This window comes from Staphylococcus canis, from assembly GCF_016238445.1.
Classification (GTDB): domain Bacteria; phylum Bacillota; class Bacilli; order Staphylococcales; family Staphylococcaceae; genus Staphylococcus; species Staphylococcus canis.
In genome coordinates, this window is the sequence record NZ_JABANU010000003.1 from 107,578 (window position 1) to 123,978 (window position 16,401).

Annotated in this window: 14 protein-coding genes and 1 pseudogene; 3 read left to right on the top strand and 12 right to left on the bottom strand. The window is 36.7% G+C overall.

All coding sequences use genetic code 11. The annotated features are described in order from the left end of the window. Nucleotides 1–71 precede the first annotated feature (71 nt). Complete coding sequence (locus HHH54_RS02020) at nt 72–1,847, bottom strand: ABC transporter ATP-binding protein (protein ID WP_349771824.1); 1,776 nt, start codon at nt 1,845–1,847, stop codon at nt 72–74. Next, entirely contained in the window at nt 1,840–3,618 is a 1,779-nt protein-coding gene (locus HHH54_RS02025; protein WP_198617160.1) for an ABC transporter ATP-binding protein, read from the bottom strand. The genes HHH54_RS02020 and HHH54_RS02025 overlap by 8 nt, the downstream gene beginning before the upstream one ends. A gap of 210 nt (nt 3,619–3,828) precedes the next feature. Between HHH54_RS02025 and HHH54_RS02030 the strand changes: the two genes are divergently transcribed. Next, nucleotides 3,829–4,440, top strand: a complete 612-nt coding sequence (locus HHH54_RS02030; RefSeq protein ID WP_198617161.1) for a GNAT family N-acetyltransferase — start codon at nt 3,829–3,831, stop codon at nt 4,438–4,440. Between the two features lie 30 nt (nt 4,441–4,470). After that, complete coding sequence (locus tag HHH54_RS02035; protein ID WP_198617162.1) at nt 4,471–4,899, top strand: 6-pyruvoyl trahydropterin synthase family protein; 429 nt, start codon at nt 4,471–4,473, stop codon at nt 4,897–4,899. 58 nt (nt 4,900–4,957) lie between these two features. Here HHH54_RS02035 and HHH54_RS02040 read toward each other — a convergent pair whose 3' ends face one another. The 9 genes and pseudogenes from HHH54_RS02040 to HHH54_RS02075 all read right to left on the bottom strand — a co-directional run bounded on the left by HHH54_RS02040 (nt 4,958) and on the right by HHH54_RS02075 (nt 14,255). Further along, complete coding sequence (locus tag HHH54_RS02040; protein ID WP_198617163.1) at nt 4,958–5,671, bottom strand: HAD family hydrolase; 714 nt, start codon at nt 5,669–5,671, stop codon at nt 4,958–4,960. Between the two features lie 102 nt (nt 5,672–5,773). Further along, complete coding sequence (trpA, locus tag HHH54_RS02045; protein WP_198617164.1) at nt 5,774–6,517, bottom strand: tryptophan synthase subunit alpha; 744 nt, start codon at nt 6,515–6,517, stop codon at nt 5,774–5,776. Continuing rightward, nucleotides 6,510–7,727: a tryptophan synthase subunit beta gene (gene trpB, locus HHH54_RS02050; protein ID WP_232796210.1), complete on the bottom strand. Its 1,218-nt coding sequence runs from the start codon at nt 7,725–7,727 to the stop codon at nt 6,510–6,512. The genes trpA and trpB overlap by 8 nt, the downstream gene beginning before the upstream one ends. Before the next feature lie 63 nt (nt 7,728–7,790). Further along, nucleotides 7,791–8,354: pseudogene (locus HHH54_RS11280) on the bottom strand (phosphoribosylanthranilate isomerase); the annotation flags it as partial. Then, nucleotides 8,344–9,132, bottom strand: coding sequence for an indole-3-glycerol phosphate synthase TrpC (gene trpC, locus HHH54_RS02055; RefSeq protein WP_198617166.1), 789 nt, complete (start codon nt 9,130–9,132; stop codon nt 8,344–8,346). The pseudogene HHH54_RS11280 and the gene trpC, both read right to left, overlap by 11 nt. Beyond that, nucleotides 9,129–10,133, bottom strand: coding sequence for an anthranilate phosphoribosyltransferase (gene trpD / locus HHH54_RS02060; protein ID WP_198617167.1), 1,005 nt, complete (start codon nt 10,131–10,133; stop codon nt 9,129–9,131). The genes trpC and trpD overlap by 4 nt, the downstream gene beginning before the upstream one ends. After that, the gene (locus HHH54_RS02065) at nt 10,130–10,699 is read right to left on the bottom strand and encodes an anthranilate synthase component II (protein ID WP_198617168.1); all 570 of its coding nucleotides are present in this window, start codon (nt 10,697–10,699) and stop codon (nt 10,130–10,132) included. Before HHH54_RS02065 ends, trpD begins: the two co-directional genes overlap by 4 nt. Then, entirely contained in the window at nt 10,696–12,099 is a 1,404-nt protein-coding gene (locus HHH54_RS02070; protein ID WP_198617169.1) for an anthranilate synthase component I, read from the bottom strand. Before HHH54_RS02070 ends, HHH54_RS02065 begins: the two co-directional genes overlap by 4 nt. Nucleotides 12,100–12,614: 515 nt before the next feature. Beyond that, entirely contained in the window at nt 12,615–14,255 is a 1,641-nt protein-coding gene (locus tag HHH54_RS02075) for an alpha-keto acid decarboxylase family protein (protein WP_198617170.1), read from the bottom strand. Nucleotides 14,256–14,427: 172 nt separating this feature from the next. Between HHH54_RS02075 and HHH54_RS02080 the strand changes: the two genes are divergently transcribed. After that, nucleotides 14,428–15,420 (top strand): YeiH family protein, encoded by a 993-nt coding sequence (locus HHH54_RS02080; protein WP_198617171.1) that lies wholly within the window; start codon nt 14,428–14,430, stop codon nt 15,418–15,420. Nucleotides 15,421–15,519: 99 nt separating this feature from the next. On the opposite strand, the gene HHH54_RS02085 is transcribed toward HHH54_RS02080, so the two are convergent. Then, nucleotides 15,520–16,401 (bottom strand): Ig-like domain-containing protein (locus tag HHH54_RS02085; protein ID WP_198617172.1); only part of this gene is annotated, 882 nt, incomplete at its 5' end.

The window sequence follows — 16,401 nt, forward strand, 5'->3', positions numbered from 1 at the left end:
ACAAATTGAAACCTAAAAGTTACTACATCTCGAAGTGGTTCTTTAGCATTCAAAACGCTCTCTCAATGACCTTATCCTTGTTGGAGTTGGTACATTTTGTGATAGATGCCGTTTTGAGCGATGAGTTGTTCGTGTGTGCCTTGTTCGACGATTTCGCCTTTGTTGAGTACTAGAATTTGGTGTGCATCTTGTATCGTAGACAGGCGATGGGCGATTGCGATTGTAGTTCTGCCGTCGCGCATTTTAGTCAATGATTGTTGGATGTGTGCTTCTGTTTCTGAGTCAATGTTCGCTGTGGCTTCATCTAAAATCAAGATTTTAGGATCCATAGCCATTGTGCGTGCGAATGCGATAAGTTGACGTTGACCACTAGAGAAGGTACTTCCTTTTTCAATCACTTTATGTTGATATCCACCGTCTAGACTTTCAATAAATGTATCAGCATGTACAAATTGTGCTGCTGCTTTGACTTGTTCAAATGTCATAGTTGGATGATACATTTTAATATTCGATTCAATTGTACCGTAAAATATAAAAGGATCTTGTAGTACCAAACCAATATGTTGCTTCAGTTGTTGTTTCGAAAATGATTTAATTGAAACACCATCTATCTTGATATCACCACGATGAAATTCGTAAAAACGCATGAACAAGTTGATGATTGAACTTTTCCCTGATCCTGTATGTCCTACAAGCGCTACCGTTTCACCAGGTTCCACAGTGAAATTAATATTTTTCAATACATCGTGTTCTCCATCATAACTAAATGAAACATTTTCAAATTCGATACGTCCTTTCCCAATTTTAGCGCTGTTATCAACATCTTGCGCTGGCTCTAATGTTTCGTTATCCATCATTTTAAAAACACGACTTGCAGAAACAACTGCTTGTTGAAATAAGTTTAAATTTTGACTCACTTGGTTAATCGGTTCAAAAAAGCGTTGCATATATTGGATAAACGCATATACTACACCAGCTGTGACAACGTGACTAAAACTCATGAATCCAAAGTATGCGAGTATCATGACTACTGCAAATGTAGACAGCATTGTAATCGCTGGTCTTAAGAGCAAGCCATCCAGACGTATCGTTTTCATTGAATAGTCATAATGTTCATCATTAATAGTTTCAAATTCTGATCGTAAACGTTGTTCTTGATTAAATGCTTGTATTATTTTCATACCTTCTATGGATTCACCTAATTTCGCATTTAAATCAGATAAACGTTGACGTGTTTGATAAAAATAGACAGAAGCGTACTTGCGATATAATCCTAAAATAATAAATATAATAGGAATAAAACATAATGCGAAGAAAGCAAGTTTAATGTCTAATAAGAACATCATCACAAAACTTGCGATTATCATGAAAAAGGCAATCAAAAATGATGATAATACACCTGTAAACATTTCCACGATAGCTTCAGTATCGTTAGTTAGTCTCGATACGATACTCCCACTTGGCGTTTGGTCATAAAAACGCATCCCAAGTCTGCTAATTCTATGAAATGCCTCAATCCGTAATTGTTGAATGACTTTAAATGCTAAGTATTGTAAGTAGTAAATACTTAAATACGTTGTAATAGCACCGATTACTTCAACACCGATAAAAATAATGAGCAAAAATGTAAGGTCACGTTTTGGAAAGTGATTCACCGTTAAATATTGGTCAATAAACACTTTTACAAGATACGGTACTGACATATTTGCAGCTGTAGATATAATAAGAAATCCTATTGCCAGTACAATAAGCTTCTTAAATGGAAAGGTGTAACGGAGCAAGCGCCATAACGCATGCAATTGTTGTTTAAACGAAAGTTGTAAATTATTGTCCTCTCTCTTATTCACGATGGCCACCTCCCACTTCACTTTCTAGATCACTCGTTAACTGACTTTGCATCGCTTGTGCATTGAACGTCTCATAATACCAGCCTTTTTGTTGCATTAATGTATCATGTGTACCTCGCTCAACTACTGTGCCATCTCGCATTACGATAATTAAGTCAGCATGCATCACAGCACTCATTCGGTGTGCTGTTACGATGTTTGTCTGTCCTTGACGTGCTTCTTTTAAGTGCTGTAAGATTGCGGTTTCTGTTTCAGCGTCAACAGCTGATAACGAATCATCTAATATCAGCACTTCCGGTTGAGTAATTAAAGCACGGGCAATCGAAATCCGTTGCTTTTGTCCTCCTGATAATGATACCCCGCGCTCCCCGACTACCGTATCATAAGCCTCAGGTAATGATAAGATATCTTCATGAATATGACTAATCGTACTTGCTCTGTACAATTCATCTTCTGAACTATGAGGCGCACCAAACAAGATATTTCCTCGTATTGTTGATGAAAATAGGAAATGTTCTTGAGGGACATATCCGAACTGTGCACGTAATTGCTCAATATCATAATCTCGTATCGGTTGATTTCCACACAAAATATCTTCAGGACGCTCTGTATCAAATTCTCGCAGCAGTAATCGAATGAGTAAGCTTTTACCTGCTCCTGTCGGTCCGACAATCCCTACTGTCATGCCTTTCTTAATTTCAAATGTGACATGTTCTAATTGTGGTCGTGTATCACCTTCAAATTGAAAATGTTGAATATCAAACTGAATATTTCCTTTTGGTGCTTCCTTTATTTTCGGATCATGCTCAATACCACTCGGTTCACGTTCAATCTCTTTAATACGATCATAGGATGCAGCACCACGTTGAACGATATTAAAGAAAAAGCCTAAAGCAAGTAGCGGCCAAACGAGCATACCTAAATATGTTGTAAATGTAATGAGTTGACCGATAGTAATACTGTCGTTGGTTACCATCATTGCGCCATAAATAACACTTAATAAATAACTTAACCCAATAATGGTTTGAATCGTTGGATCGAATAGTGCATCTATTTTAGAAACGCTCAAGTTCTTAGCAACGACACGATTACTTAAGTTTGTAAAATCCGCTTCATCGCTCTCTTCATAACCGAATGATTTAATCACTTTAACCCCTGCAACGCTCTCTTGTGTCTTATCATTCAGTTGACTGAATGCGCCCTGCGCCTCTTTAAATCCTTTATGCAATAAGCGCCCGTAATAACTTGTAAGTATCACTAAAAACGGAAGTGGCACCATTGCAATTAACGTTAATTTCCAACTAATAGTTGTCGCCATTACGACTAACGTCATGCCGCCTGTAATCACTGCGTCTGAAATCGTTAATACACCAATACCTGCAGTACTTTGAACAGCACGGATATCATTTGTCGCATGCGCCATTAAATCACCAGTTCGATATTTTTGGAAAAATGACGGACTCATTGAAGTATACTTAAAATATAAGCGTTGACGTAAGATTCGTCCGAGTTTTGCACTTGCGCCAAATAATTTCAATCTTGAATAAAAACGTAAGAAATATACAAGAATCCCTGTACATGCAATAATCAGCAGGTAGCCTGTTAGATTTTGATATGTGAGTGTACGCTGTGTCATATGGTCGATAACAATCCCAATCATCTGTGGTGGGACGAGGTTTAAAAAGGCAGTAATCATCAGCGTTATGAATGCTAAAATGAATCGCTTTCGCTCACGTTTAAAAAACCAGCCTAATGCTTTAAAAATACGCAAGTTCAGTCACCTACTTTCTTTTAGTTCTAGTTCAATTGCAATTCAATATTTACTTTACAACACATGTCAAGTATACCTTGAATTTTGCATTATTAACTTCATGATATACAATAGTGTAAAGTTCTCAAAATTTTTTGTCTATTATATTAAGTTTTAATAGGTTATAAATAGGATATCTATAATTACAAAATAAATATAGGAGGTCTTATTGTGTCAGAGATTACAGTCACCCCTGCATATAAAACATTACCAGAGGCAGGCTTTTTAAATTACTTAGCGATGCAAGAGATGACACACCCTATAGTAGGTACAAATAGCAGTCAAACGATAGAAGCGCGCTTATATCATTTATGGCGTCAGCGCAATAATCGATTTAGTTATGATTATAGTTGGTGTGCTAAAATAGATGGGCATGTTGCTGGTATTGTTACAGCACTTCCTGTTCAAGAACTTGAACGCATTGAAAAGCATACGGTATGGCAACTCATCAAAATGCGCGGATTTGATTTAATCCATCATCTTTACCATTACTTTAGTCAAATTCGTGCTTTACTCGCTTTAAAAGAAGGCTATCAAGATGAATATCATATTTCATTATTAGCCATTATGCCAGAGTATCATCGTCAAGGGGTCGCTACACATTTGTTGGCACATGTCGAACAATTCGCCAAACATTTAGGCTACCGTAAACTGTCACTGACTGTCAAAAAAGACAACGACAATGCAATTCGTGCTTATCAAAAAAGTGGCTTTATGATTGTGAATGAAATTGACGAAGCTCCTTATCATTTATACCGTATGATGAAAACATTAGAACTTTAAACAAATATAAGAAGGAAAAGAGGAAAATGAATGTCAAAATTTGATCACGTGCATCCACCTCAAAACTTTGCACGCCACCACAAAACTTTATTAGTAGTTAAACATTATACGTTTACATGTGATAATCGGATTTACTTTTCTGAGACGAATCATATCGATTTAGAAGATCACACCTACCATTTAGAAATGGAAGTTTGGTCAAAAACAGACGACCACGGATTAGCTGTAGACTTTAATGTTATTGATGATATTTATAAACAATATCTACAACCTTATTTAGATGGACAATTATTGAATGATACACTTCCTGACATGAACACAACTGTTGAAAATATTGCACATTGGATATGGTTACGTTTCAGTGAACATCTACCTGAAGATGTTTCTATGAACAGTATTGCACTGTATGAAACACCTGACCAAGGTATTCGTCTCACACGTAACATAATGGCTCAATAAAAAGTACACCCCATTTAGCCTCTATCTTCAGACTAAATGGGGTGTGATTTTTAATATATCAATGATAAGCATGAATAATTTGTTCGATGACATCAACGAGCTCAGCTTCACGCTCAACATAACGATCTGCTTGGTAGCCTTCTTTCGTTGCAGGGCGATTACGTCGATTAAACCAAACGACTTGCCATCCTGCATCAATTGCTCCTACTACATCATTCTCAAAATTATCACCAACATAAAATGTAGAGGTTGGATCTAACTCTAATGCTTCAATTACTTTATCAAAAATAATACGGTTTGGCTTTGATACTTGATGTGCACCAGAAATGTAAATATGCGATTCAGGTATCCATTGTGTAAGGTTAAGTGCCTCAATTTTTGCACGTTGTCGATCCGCTTCGCCATTCGTGATGATACCCAGTACGATAGGTTGGGTAGATAATGTCGACAATAAGTTTCGCATCGTATCAGATAATTCAATACGTTGTTGCGCAAACTCATAATCTTGTTGAAATGCACGTGCCTTTTTTTCAGGTAATGCAATATCAAATTCATTCACCGCTTCAGTAATGCGATACACATGCATCTCACTCAACGTCATACGACCATTTTGAGTAGCTTCAAATACTTCATCACTATAAGCTCTGAAACGTCGATACAATGCTTCTACACCCATATCACTATCCGCAAAATGTTGGTAATATGCATACTCAAAAGCTTGTAATTGATCATATAACGTGTCATCTAAATCAAATATAAGGGCTAAAGTCACTCGTGTACCTCCTAGATTTATCTCATCCTATTTAGCATTATGGATTGTCTATATCTATATACCCACTTTGAATATCATATTCGCATATTTTACAAATTGATGCTATTGTTTAACACTATTATTTTCTAAAGCGTGTTGCAGTGTTTGAATAAATTCGATAGTTGATGGAATGCCATCCTCTTTAAAACGTCTCACAATTTCACTACCGATAATAACACCGTCTGAAGCTTGAGAAATGTTTTGAACATGATCTGCTGTACGTATACCAAAACCAGCAAGTACTGGAACAGACGCTATACGTTTAATTTCTTCAATATGTTCTAACAATTCTGGATGGAATGTGCCATTTTTACCTGTTACTTCATTCATTGTTACCGTGTAGATGAAGCCTTCTGCATGTTTCGCGATATGTTCACGTCTTTTTGGGTCGGCAGTCATCGCAATTAATGAGATGAATTTCAACTTACGATTCGGATATTTCTCTTTCAATTGCTCAATGTATTCATGTGGCATATCTGGAATAATGAGTCCATAAACACCAGCGTCTTCCGCTGCTTTAAAAAAGGCCTCTTCTCCGTAAGTTTCAATAGAATGCGCATAGGTCATTAACACAACTTTTGTAGACAACTGTCCTTGAACAGACTTCAAGTCATCAAATACATCTTGAGTTCGTCTTCCAGATTGAATGGCGCTTTGACCCGCCTCCATAATGACAGGACCATCTGCTACTGGATCAGAATATGGAATTCCAATTTCCACATAGTCTACACCTGCTTGATCTAATGCACGTAATTCATCTAGCATCGTTTGACCACCCATAATATACGTCACAAATTGCTTATGCATCTGTTTCTCCTCCTCTATTTTGTGTGTATTCACGAATTGTTTCCATATCTTTATCACCACGTCCAGAAACCGTCACTACAATGATGTCATCTTTATCCATTGTCGGTGCTAATTTTTCAACATAGCTCAACGCATGCGCACTTTCAATAGCTGGAATAATCCCTTCTAATTTTGAGAATCGAATTAATGCTTCCATCGCTTCAGTATCTGTTGCAGTTTCATATTTGACACGTCCAATATCGTGGTAATAACTGTGCTCAGGTCCTACACCTGGATAATCAAGTCCTGCTGAAATTGAATGTGCAAGCTCAATTTGGTCTTGATCATTTTGAATTAAATACATTTTAGTACCGTGTAGAATACCAACTTTTCCTTTATTAATCGCTAGTGCGTGACGATTTGTATTTGCACCTTGCCCTGCTGCTTCAACACCATATAATTTCACATCGCTATCTTCAACAAATGGATAGAATGTTCCAATCGCATTTGAACCTCCTCCAACACATGCCACAACTGCATCAGGTAAACGTGACTCTTTCTCTAAAATTTGTGATTTAATCTCATCACCAATTACGCGTTGGAAATCTCTAACCATTGTCGGGAATGGATCAGGTCCTAATGCAGACCCTAGAAGATAATGTGTATCTTCGACATGTGCAACCCAATATTGTAACGCTTTGTTCACAGCATCTGAAAGTGTCCCTTGTCCATCAGTAACTGAGACAACTTTTGCACCTAATAGCTCCATTCTAAATACGTTTAACTGCTGACGGCGTATATCCTCTTCACCCATGAATACGATAAGTTCCATATCGAATAACGCCGCAACTGTCGCACTCGCTACCCCATGTTGACCTGCACCTGTTTCAGCTACAAGTTTACGTTTCCCCATGCGCTTAGCTAGTAACGCTTGTCCAAGTGCGTTATTAATTTTATGTGCACCTGTATGGTTCAAATCTTCACGTTTTAAATAAATTTTCGCGCCGCCTAATGCTTTTGTATAAGAATCTGCGTATGTTAATGGAGATTCTCGTCCTACATAATGTTTAAGATAATATTGATACGTTTCTATAAATTCCGGATCATTTTTTGCTTCATTATAAGCTTGTTTTAAATCTTGAATTGCTGGCATTAATGTTTCTGGTATATAACGTCCACCAAAATCTCCGAAAAACCCATTTTGATCAACTTCTAATTGTATATTTGACATGTGATAATCTCCTTTCAAAATATGCATAATTTCCTTCATTTTTTGTTCATTTTTAATCCCTTTACGACTCTCAATGCCACTTGCAACATCCACACCTTGAAGTTCTGGGTATGTGCGCAATAGCTCTGGTAACGTTTCTGTGTTAATACCACCTGCAATGAGAAAGGGCACGTTTGGCATCTCTTTTAAATATCGCCAATCAAATGTATGCCCTGTACCACCGTATGCTATAGAGGGCGTGTCGATGATAAATTGATCAACGACATTTTGATAATCTTTAATACGTTGCATTAACGTTTCATCACCTGGTAATGCTCGAACAACCCGTATCTTTGGAAAATGTTCTCGTACACTTTGTATAAACTGAGGTGTCTCATCTCCGTGAAATTGAATCGTATTAATATCTGTTTCAGTCAATAGCTGTTGTATTACTTCAAATGTGGAATTTACTACAACAGCCACGCGATCAATAGAATCTGGAATGTCTTTTGATAATTGTTGAACCTGATCTATTGAAACATAACGCGCACTTTTAGGATACGTTATAAATCCAATCGCATTGACGTCTTGTGCTACTGCTGCTTTAACATCTTCTTTTTGCGTAAATCCACAATATTTAACGTACATCTGTAGTCGCCCTTGTAATTTGATTAAAAGTTTGTATTAATTGTTCAGGTTGTGATGCTTTCATTAATGTCTCACCTACAAGTATGCCTGATACACCTGCTTTCGCTAATCGTTCAACGTCTTCTTTTGTTCGAATACCACTTTCTGAAATATAGTGCGTATCAGGTACTTTCGTCTGTAATATATCTATAGAATGACTCACATCTGTTTGAAATGTTTTTAAATCTCGATTATTGACACCAATAATGTTTGGATTAAGTTGATGCGCACGTTCTAATTCTTCAGCATCATGAACTTCAACTAACACTTCTAGTCCTAAACTTACCGCGTAATCATATAATGTTTGAAGTGCTTCATCAGTAAGAATATTGACAATCAGTAAAATAATAGATGCACCTGTTTGATATGCAAGGTCAATTTGTTTTTTGTCTATGATAAAGTCTTTACATAAAACGGGTAAGTCCGTATGTTGTGTTAAAGTGTATAATCTTTCATAACTGCCATCAAAATACGCTTCGTCAGTTAATACAGATATGGCCGCTGCATGTTGATAGGCATTTAATTGGGTGAATAAATCTCTTTCTGGTATATCAGAAACCGTTGGACTTTTAGATTTGATTTCAGCGATGACATTGATGTGTGGTGTCTGATTCAAAGTTTCACTTAATTTTGTTTTATGACTGACATCCATTTTGTCAAATTTCGCAAGCTTTTGTTCATAATAGTTGCTGTTTAGTAATTCTTTTTTATATTCGACAATTTCATCTAATATTGTCATACTTTCACCCCTCTTAAGACTTGATATTGTTGATAAGCTTGACCAGAGTCAATCAATTCTGCTGCTTTAATAACACCATCTTGAATTGAAGCGACTTTTTGTGCAGCATATAAAGCAAGTGCAGCGTTTAATATTACAACATCTCGACGTGCTGATTGATCTTTTCCTGTTAATATATTCAATGTAATCAATGCGTTCTCTTCAGGTGTTCCGCCTTCTAATGCTTTATCGTCTGCATAGCGTAATCCATAATCTTGAGCATTGATTGTGTAGCGACGAATACCTAACTCTTGAGATACTTCGATAATTTGGTTATCCCCTGATAATGAAGCTTCATCCATACCATTGGCACCGTGAACTACTAATGCTTTTTTACGTCCAAGATGTTGGAGTACTTTGGCAATGTCTTCCATTTTAGAATCATCGTACACGCCCATCACTTGATAATCTAGTGCAAATGGATTAATAAGTGGACCCATAATATTAAATACTGTCGGTGTCGGCACCATGCGACGAACAGCTTGGAGATGCTTCATTACGGGATATGCTTCTGTTGCACTAATAAAAGCAAGTCGCGTCTCTTGGACACGTTGTTTAACATTGTCTACTGGAGTTGATGCGACATCTAACTCTTCTAATAAATCCGTACTCCCTGACTTTGATGTAATACTTTTATTACCATGCTTGATGACAGGAACACCTGCACTTGCAACAACAAAAGAAGCTGTCGTAGAGATATTAAAACTATTTGATCCATCTCCACCTGTACCACATACACACATAGCATCTGGATATTCATATTGTGATTCGTATGTTGAATGAATCAAACTCTGTGCGAGATAATATAACTCTTCAGGTGTCTCTTTTTTCATTGTAAATGCTACAAGTAAAGCTAATTTCTCTTTATCTGTCATTTCTGATGACAGCATTTTATTCATAAATTCGTCGATATCTACTTTGGTTAAAGATTGATATGTCATCATTTTTTGAAGTAAAGTCATTCGGCGTCCACCTTTCTATAAGCATTAATAAATTGTTCAATTACAGACTTAACTTGTATACTTGCAAATGATTCTGGATGGTACTGTATTCCAAAATGTAACTTATCTTGGTGTTCAAACGATTGGATGCAATCAGGTGTTCGAGCTGTTACTATTAATTCTTTTGGTAACGTTGCTTCATCACAAATAAGTGAATGATATCTCATTATTTCTGAATCTTCTGATATATCTTGATACAAGATACTTGGTGCTTCGAGTTGAAGTTTATCTACTTTGCCATGCATGACTTGTGATCCGACGCGAACATTCCCACCATAGTAATGGTAGAGTGCTTGAGCGCCTAAGCACACGCCAAGTATTGGTTTATTTTGATAATGGTTAATAATGTGCATTAAATGTTCTGTATCAGCTGGATGGCCAGGTCCTGGTGAAATTACAATCGCATCAGGTTCTATGTCAAATAACGTTAAATCATCTGGATATTTAATTACCACTTCATCAAATTCACGTAACATATCGACTAAGTTATACGTAAAGGAGTCATAGTTATCAATCATTAATATCATAATGACACCTCCAGTAGACTTTGCGCTTTCAAACGCGTTTCTTTTAATTCTTTTTCTGGAACTGAATCATAAACTACACCACAGCCTGCTTCAACATTCACATAAGTGTCATCAATGACCATCGTACGAATGGCAAGTGCTAAATCCAAATCACCATTACAATTAATGTAACCCACGCCTCCACTATATACGCCTCGCTTTACAGGCTTTTGTTCATAGATGCGCTGGATGGCTCTTAGCTTCGGTGCACCTGATACCGTACCTGTTGGTAGTAAACTTGCAATAATATCTATAACAGATAATGATGGGTTAATTTTCCCTGTCACTTCACTCACGATATGCATCACATGTTCATACCGTTCAATCAACATTAATTTTGGTATTTCAAGTGAGCCTGGCTGTGCGATTCTTAAAATATCATTTCGACCTAAGTCGACTAACATGCTGTGTTCACTTATCTCTTTTTCATCTTTTAGTAGCTCCTGTTCTAATTGCTGGTCTTCTTCGTATGTTTGACCTCGTCGTGCTGTACCTGCAATTGGATTTGTCATGACTGTGTCACCTTCAACTTTGACAAAGCTTTCAGGAGAACTTCCCACTAAAATTTGATCGTCCATATTCATATAAAACATATAAGGACTTGGGTTTTTTCGCTTTAAATTCTGATACAGTCGATAGCTGTATGCTGCTCGCTTATCTCCGAAGTGATGACGGTACCGATAAATACGAGATGGCACGATTTGAAAGACATCTCCTTGTTGTGTCAGAGATTTAAAATACGAAACTTGTTGTAAAAACTGATCGTCCGCTTCACTCGTTTCAATCTCGCGTGGTAAAGCATTCGATGGTTCATCAAAATCAAACAATTGAACATTTTCAAATTCTGTAATCATCTTTTGTAGTCGTTCATTGAGTTTAGTTTCATCAATTCCTGAAAACAAGTTCGTTGTGATAACATAAATTTGTTCTTTATAATGATCAAAAATATAAGCTGATTCAACCATGTATAAATGGACATCTGTTCCATTTTCTTCAATTGGTGTCTCTTTTAAAACTGGAAATGCATGACGCACCACATCAAAGCTAAATGCACCAATAAAACCGGAAACGAAAGGTAATGGTTGTAAGGCCTCATCATGAATATCATGTTGATACATTGCGACTTTTTCTTTTAAAGCTTCAAAAGGCTGATGTGTAATTGTTGTAGTATCTGCGCCTAATGTCACTTCTAGTGCGTGTTCTGTTAACTTTAGTTCACCACTTTTATCAAAAGCGACAATGGAATAACGTCCTTTCATTTTTTGTGTTGAAGCACTCTCTAATATCATTTTTGTTTGACGATGTCGCGCTAATGTTTCTGGGTTTACAGATGCATTCAAAATACGATACACATATTTCATACCGTCATCCCTCCTTTTTATTAAATAAAAAACCGCATACAAGTTTCCTAATTCAGGACGCTTGCACGCGGTACCACCTTCATTAATAGTCTAAAACTATCCACTCAATGATTATTCAATTTGTTGCTTTCAGTAAAACCCAATTCACTTGAGGAGGTATGAACTCACATCAACCGTTCATTTTCTGACACTACCTTAACCTCAACCTACTTATTTTTACCTCACAATAAAACAAAGACACCACAATAACACGTTACTATAAGGACGCGTTACCGTGGTGCCACCTTAGTTTCAAAAGTTGAATCTATCGTTCAACCTTTTATACTCTTTACGTTATTGAATTATCTTTTAGCTTGATTGCCCAATTCACTCTTATGTTGTGCTAACTTGCATCACCCGTTAGCTTTCTATTTGCTACAACTCATAAAAGCTACTCTATCAATCCGCTTTTTTTATGATAGTTCATACTATATAACGTTTTAGATTAATTGTCAATACTTTTACACAATTTAGACTTATTTATTTTGTTCAGCAAAGCGTTTAGAGATTTTTTCCAGTTTTTCTGGAGCATCTTCAACCGCCATGTGCACTTCAACAAGGTGTAATTGATCTGGTTTTTCTTCAATAGCTTTCATTGCATCAAATAACTCTTGAGAAGTTTTTACATCATATGTTGGTGTATCTGGTGCGCCAAACACTGCTGGTAATGCTTTGTAATCCCACATTTGAATATCGTTATATGGTTCTTTTTCACCATGGATTTTACGTTCAACAGTATAACCGTCATTGTTAATTACGAAAATAACAGGGTGTAGTTGTTGACGAATCATTGTTGAAATTTCTTGTACTGTTAATTGTAAAGAACCATCACCAATTAATAGCACATTGCGACGACTTGGATCTGCAATTTGAGTACCTAATGTTGATGGTAATGTGTAACCAATAGAACCCCATAACGGTTGACCGATAAATGTTGCACCTTTTGGCATAGCTAAACTATAGGCACCAAAGAATGAAGTACCTTGATCTGCTAAAAGTATATCATTTGGACGGATAAATGATTGCATCACTTTGAAATAATTTTCTTGTGTTAATGGTTGATCATTTAAATCATATGCATCATCTTCAGGCCATTCATATTGAGGGAATTCACCTTCGAATTTGTAATCAATATTTTGTAAAGCTTCTACAATACCAGGTAATGATGGTTGTTGAATGACTTCACCATCCACTTTCACATCTTTATGATTGAGTGTCACAATCACATCATCCGCAAAACCTTGTGAGAAACCTGATGTTGCTGAGTCAGTTAATTTCGCACCAAGTAAAATCACAACATCGCTTTCATCTACATATTCACGGATACGTGGTTCAGCAACACTACCATCGTAAATACCCATATACTGTTTTGATGATTCGTTAAATGATGATTTACCTAAAGATAATTGCGCAACTGGTAAATTTAATTTTTCAGCTAATTGTTCTACTTCTTTGTGTAAACCAAAACTATTAATTTGGTGTCCTGTGATAATTACAGGTTTTTTAGAGTCTTTTAAAAGTTTTTCAACTTTAGCCATTGTTGGTTTTAAGTCGAATGATTTAACTTCTGGATATTCAACCTCTTCAGGCACTTCAATTTCTTTCATTGCTACATCAATTGGTAGGTGAATGTGTACAGGACGTTTATTTTCTAATGCTGCTTGAATTACTCTTGGTACTTCAGTTAACGCATTTTCTTCAGTTAAATAAGTTTGAGCTGTTGTAATTGGTTCAAACATTTTTTGATAATCATCAAATGTACCTTCACCTAATGAGTGGTGAACGTAACGTTTAGCTTTTTCAACTTGAGTTGTTGGTGCCCCTGTGATCGCAATAACAGGTACATTTTCAGCATAAGAACCAGCGATACCATTAATCGCACTCAACTCCCCTACACCAAATGTTGTAACCATTGCAGCAAGACCTTTTATACGTGCATAACCATCAGCAGCATAGCTTGCGTTAAGCTCGTTTGTATTACCAACCCAATCTAAATTTGGATTTGCAACAATATCATCTAAAAATGCTAAGTTAAAATCGCCAGGTACTCCGAAAACTTTATCTACATTTTGTTTTGCAATTTCGTCAAATAAGAACTGTCCTACTCGTTTCTTCATGTAAAACATCACCCTTCTATATCTGTTTATCTTACAATTCACATTGTACAGAAAGGATTAAATTAAGTCAATCAACTTGACCTATACTAAAAAAGATACACTTTGCACAACAAAACATCTATACTTAAGACGAATACTATTTCTGCATCACAACTAGAAAGGACTATAAATAATGCATTCAATTTTTAGAGGATTATTATTTACGACAACTATCGCTATTATCGCGTCTATACTAGGTTCTATATTTCCAATTGTGGGAAGTGCGATATTCGCTTTATTGATTGGCATGCTCATTAATAACATTTGGAATCTTCCACATACACTACATTCTGGGATTCGATTTAGCAGTAAAAACATTCTACATTACAGTATTATCGTATTAGGATTCACCTTAAGTCTGAAACAAATCGGAAACGTTGGATTACAAACCTTGCCTATTTTAATGATCACATTAACGGTTTGTTTTATAACAGTTATCATATTGTTGAAATGGTTAAATATTGACAAGCATATTGGGATTTTAATCGGTGTAGGGACAGCGATTTGTGGCGGTTCTGCTATTGCTGCAACAAGTCCAGTAATTAAAGCGCGTGACGAGGTTATCGCATTAAGTCTCTCAATTGTATTTTTGTTTAACCTTGTTGCTGTTATTATATTTCCAGCTCTAGGTCATTATTTTCACATGAGTCAACACGCATTTGGTGTATTTGCAGGAACAGCCATCAATGATACATCTAGTGTTGTCGCAGCGAGTGCATTATATGGCTCAGAAGCTTTAGAGAGCGCAACAATTGTAAAACTCACACGCACCTTATTTATCATACCTATAACACTTGGTTTAGCTTGGTGGACTTATAATAAGGAAGAAAATCGTAATGCGGCGCGACAATCCTCTATGTTCCAACTGATTCCTTACTTTATTATTGGATTTCTTATAACGTCAATGATCAGTACTATTTTTCATTTTCCAGTTGAAGTGATGCATTTTTTTAAATCGATTTCACTATTTTTAATCACTATCGCATTGGCTGGAGTCGGTTTATCTGTTCGATTCAAGAGCTTCAAAACAGCCGGGTTGAAACCTATTATATTTGGACTGGTAACTTGGTGTATCTTAATCATCATAAGCTTAATTATCATATTGATAAGTCATCTATCATTTTGAATGGGTTAAAGGATTATATTAAAAACAAAAACAGGCGATCTTCATATCATGAAAATCGCCTGTTTTCTTATGAGTGATAGCTTAACTTAACTAAAATTATTATTTTTCCTCTTGGTTTTTACGACGTCTACCTACTAGGAATAATGATCCTAATCCAGCCATTAAACCACCGAATAGTGCAGTGTTATTCGCACTGTTTGAACCTGTTTCTGGTAATGCATGAACTTTCATTTCAGTTGTTTTACCTTCGTGATCTTTCACTACGATAGTAGCATCATCTGCATGAGCATCTGTTGATGGTACTGTAATTGTCCAGTTACCCTCTTCATCCACTTCGCTATTTACAACATCACCGTTTGGTAAAGTAACTTCTACTGTTGTATTTGGTTCACTTGATCCTGTGATCACTGTTTCGCCAGTTACAATAGCGCGACTCGGTTCAGAAACATTACCATTTTGATCTACGTTCACTACAGTGATTATTTCGCCGTCTTCTAACGTTTCTGTCGCTGGTACGTCCACTGTCCAGTTTCCGTTTTCGTCCACTTGACCTGTCACTTCTTCGCCGTTAGGGAATGTCACAACTACTGTTGTTCCTGGTTCACCTGTTCCTGTTACGACTCTGTCTCCTGGTTGTGGATTATTCACTACTGGTGCCTCTGGCGCCACTGTGTCTGTTACTGTTCCTGTTGATGGTGTTGATGTGTTACCATTGCCATCTTTGTTCACAACAGTGATTGTTTCACCTTCGTCTAATGTCTCAGTCGCTGGTACGTCCACTGTCCAGTTTCCGTTTTCGTCCACTTGACCTGTCACTTCTTCGCCGTTAGGGAATGTCACAACTACTGTTGTTCCTGGTTCACCTGTTCCTGTTACGACTTTGTCTCCTGGTTGTGGATTATTCACTACTGGTGCCTCTGGCGCCACTGTGTCTGTTACTGTTCCTGTTGATGGTGTTGATGTGTTACCATTGCCATCTTT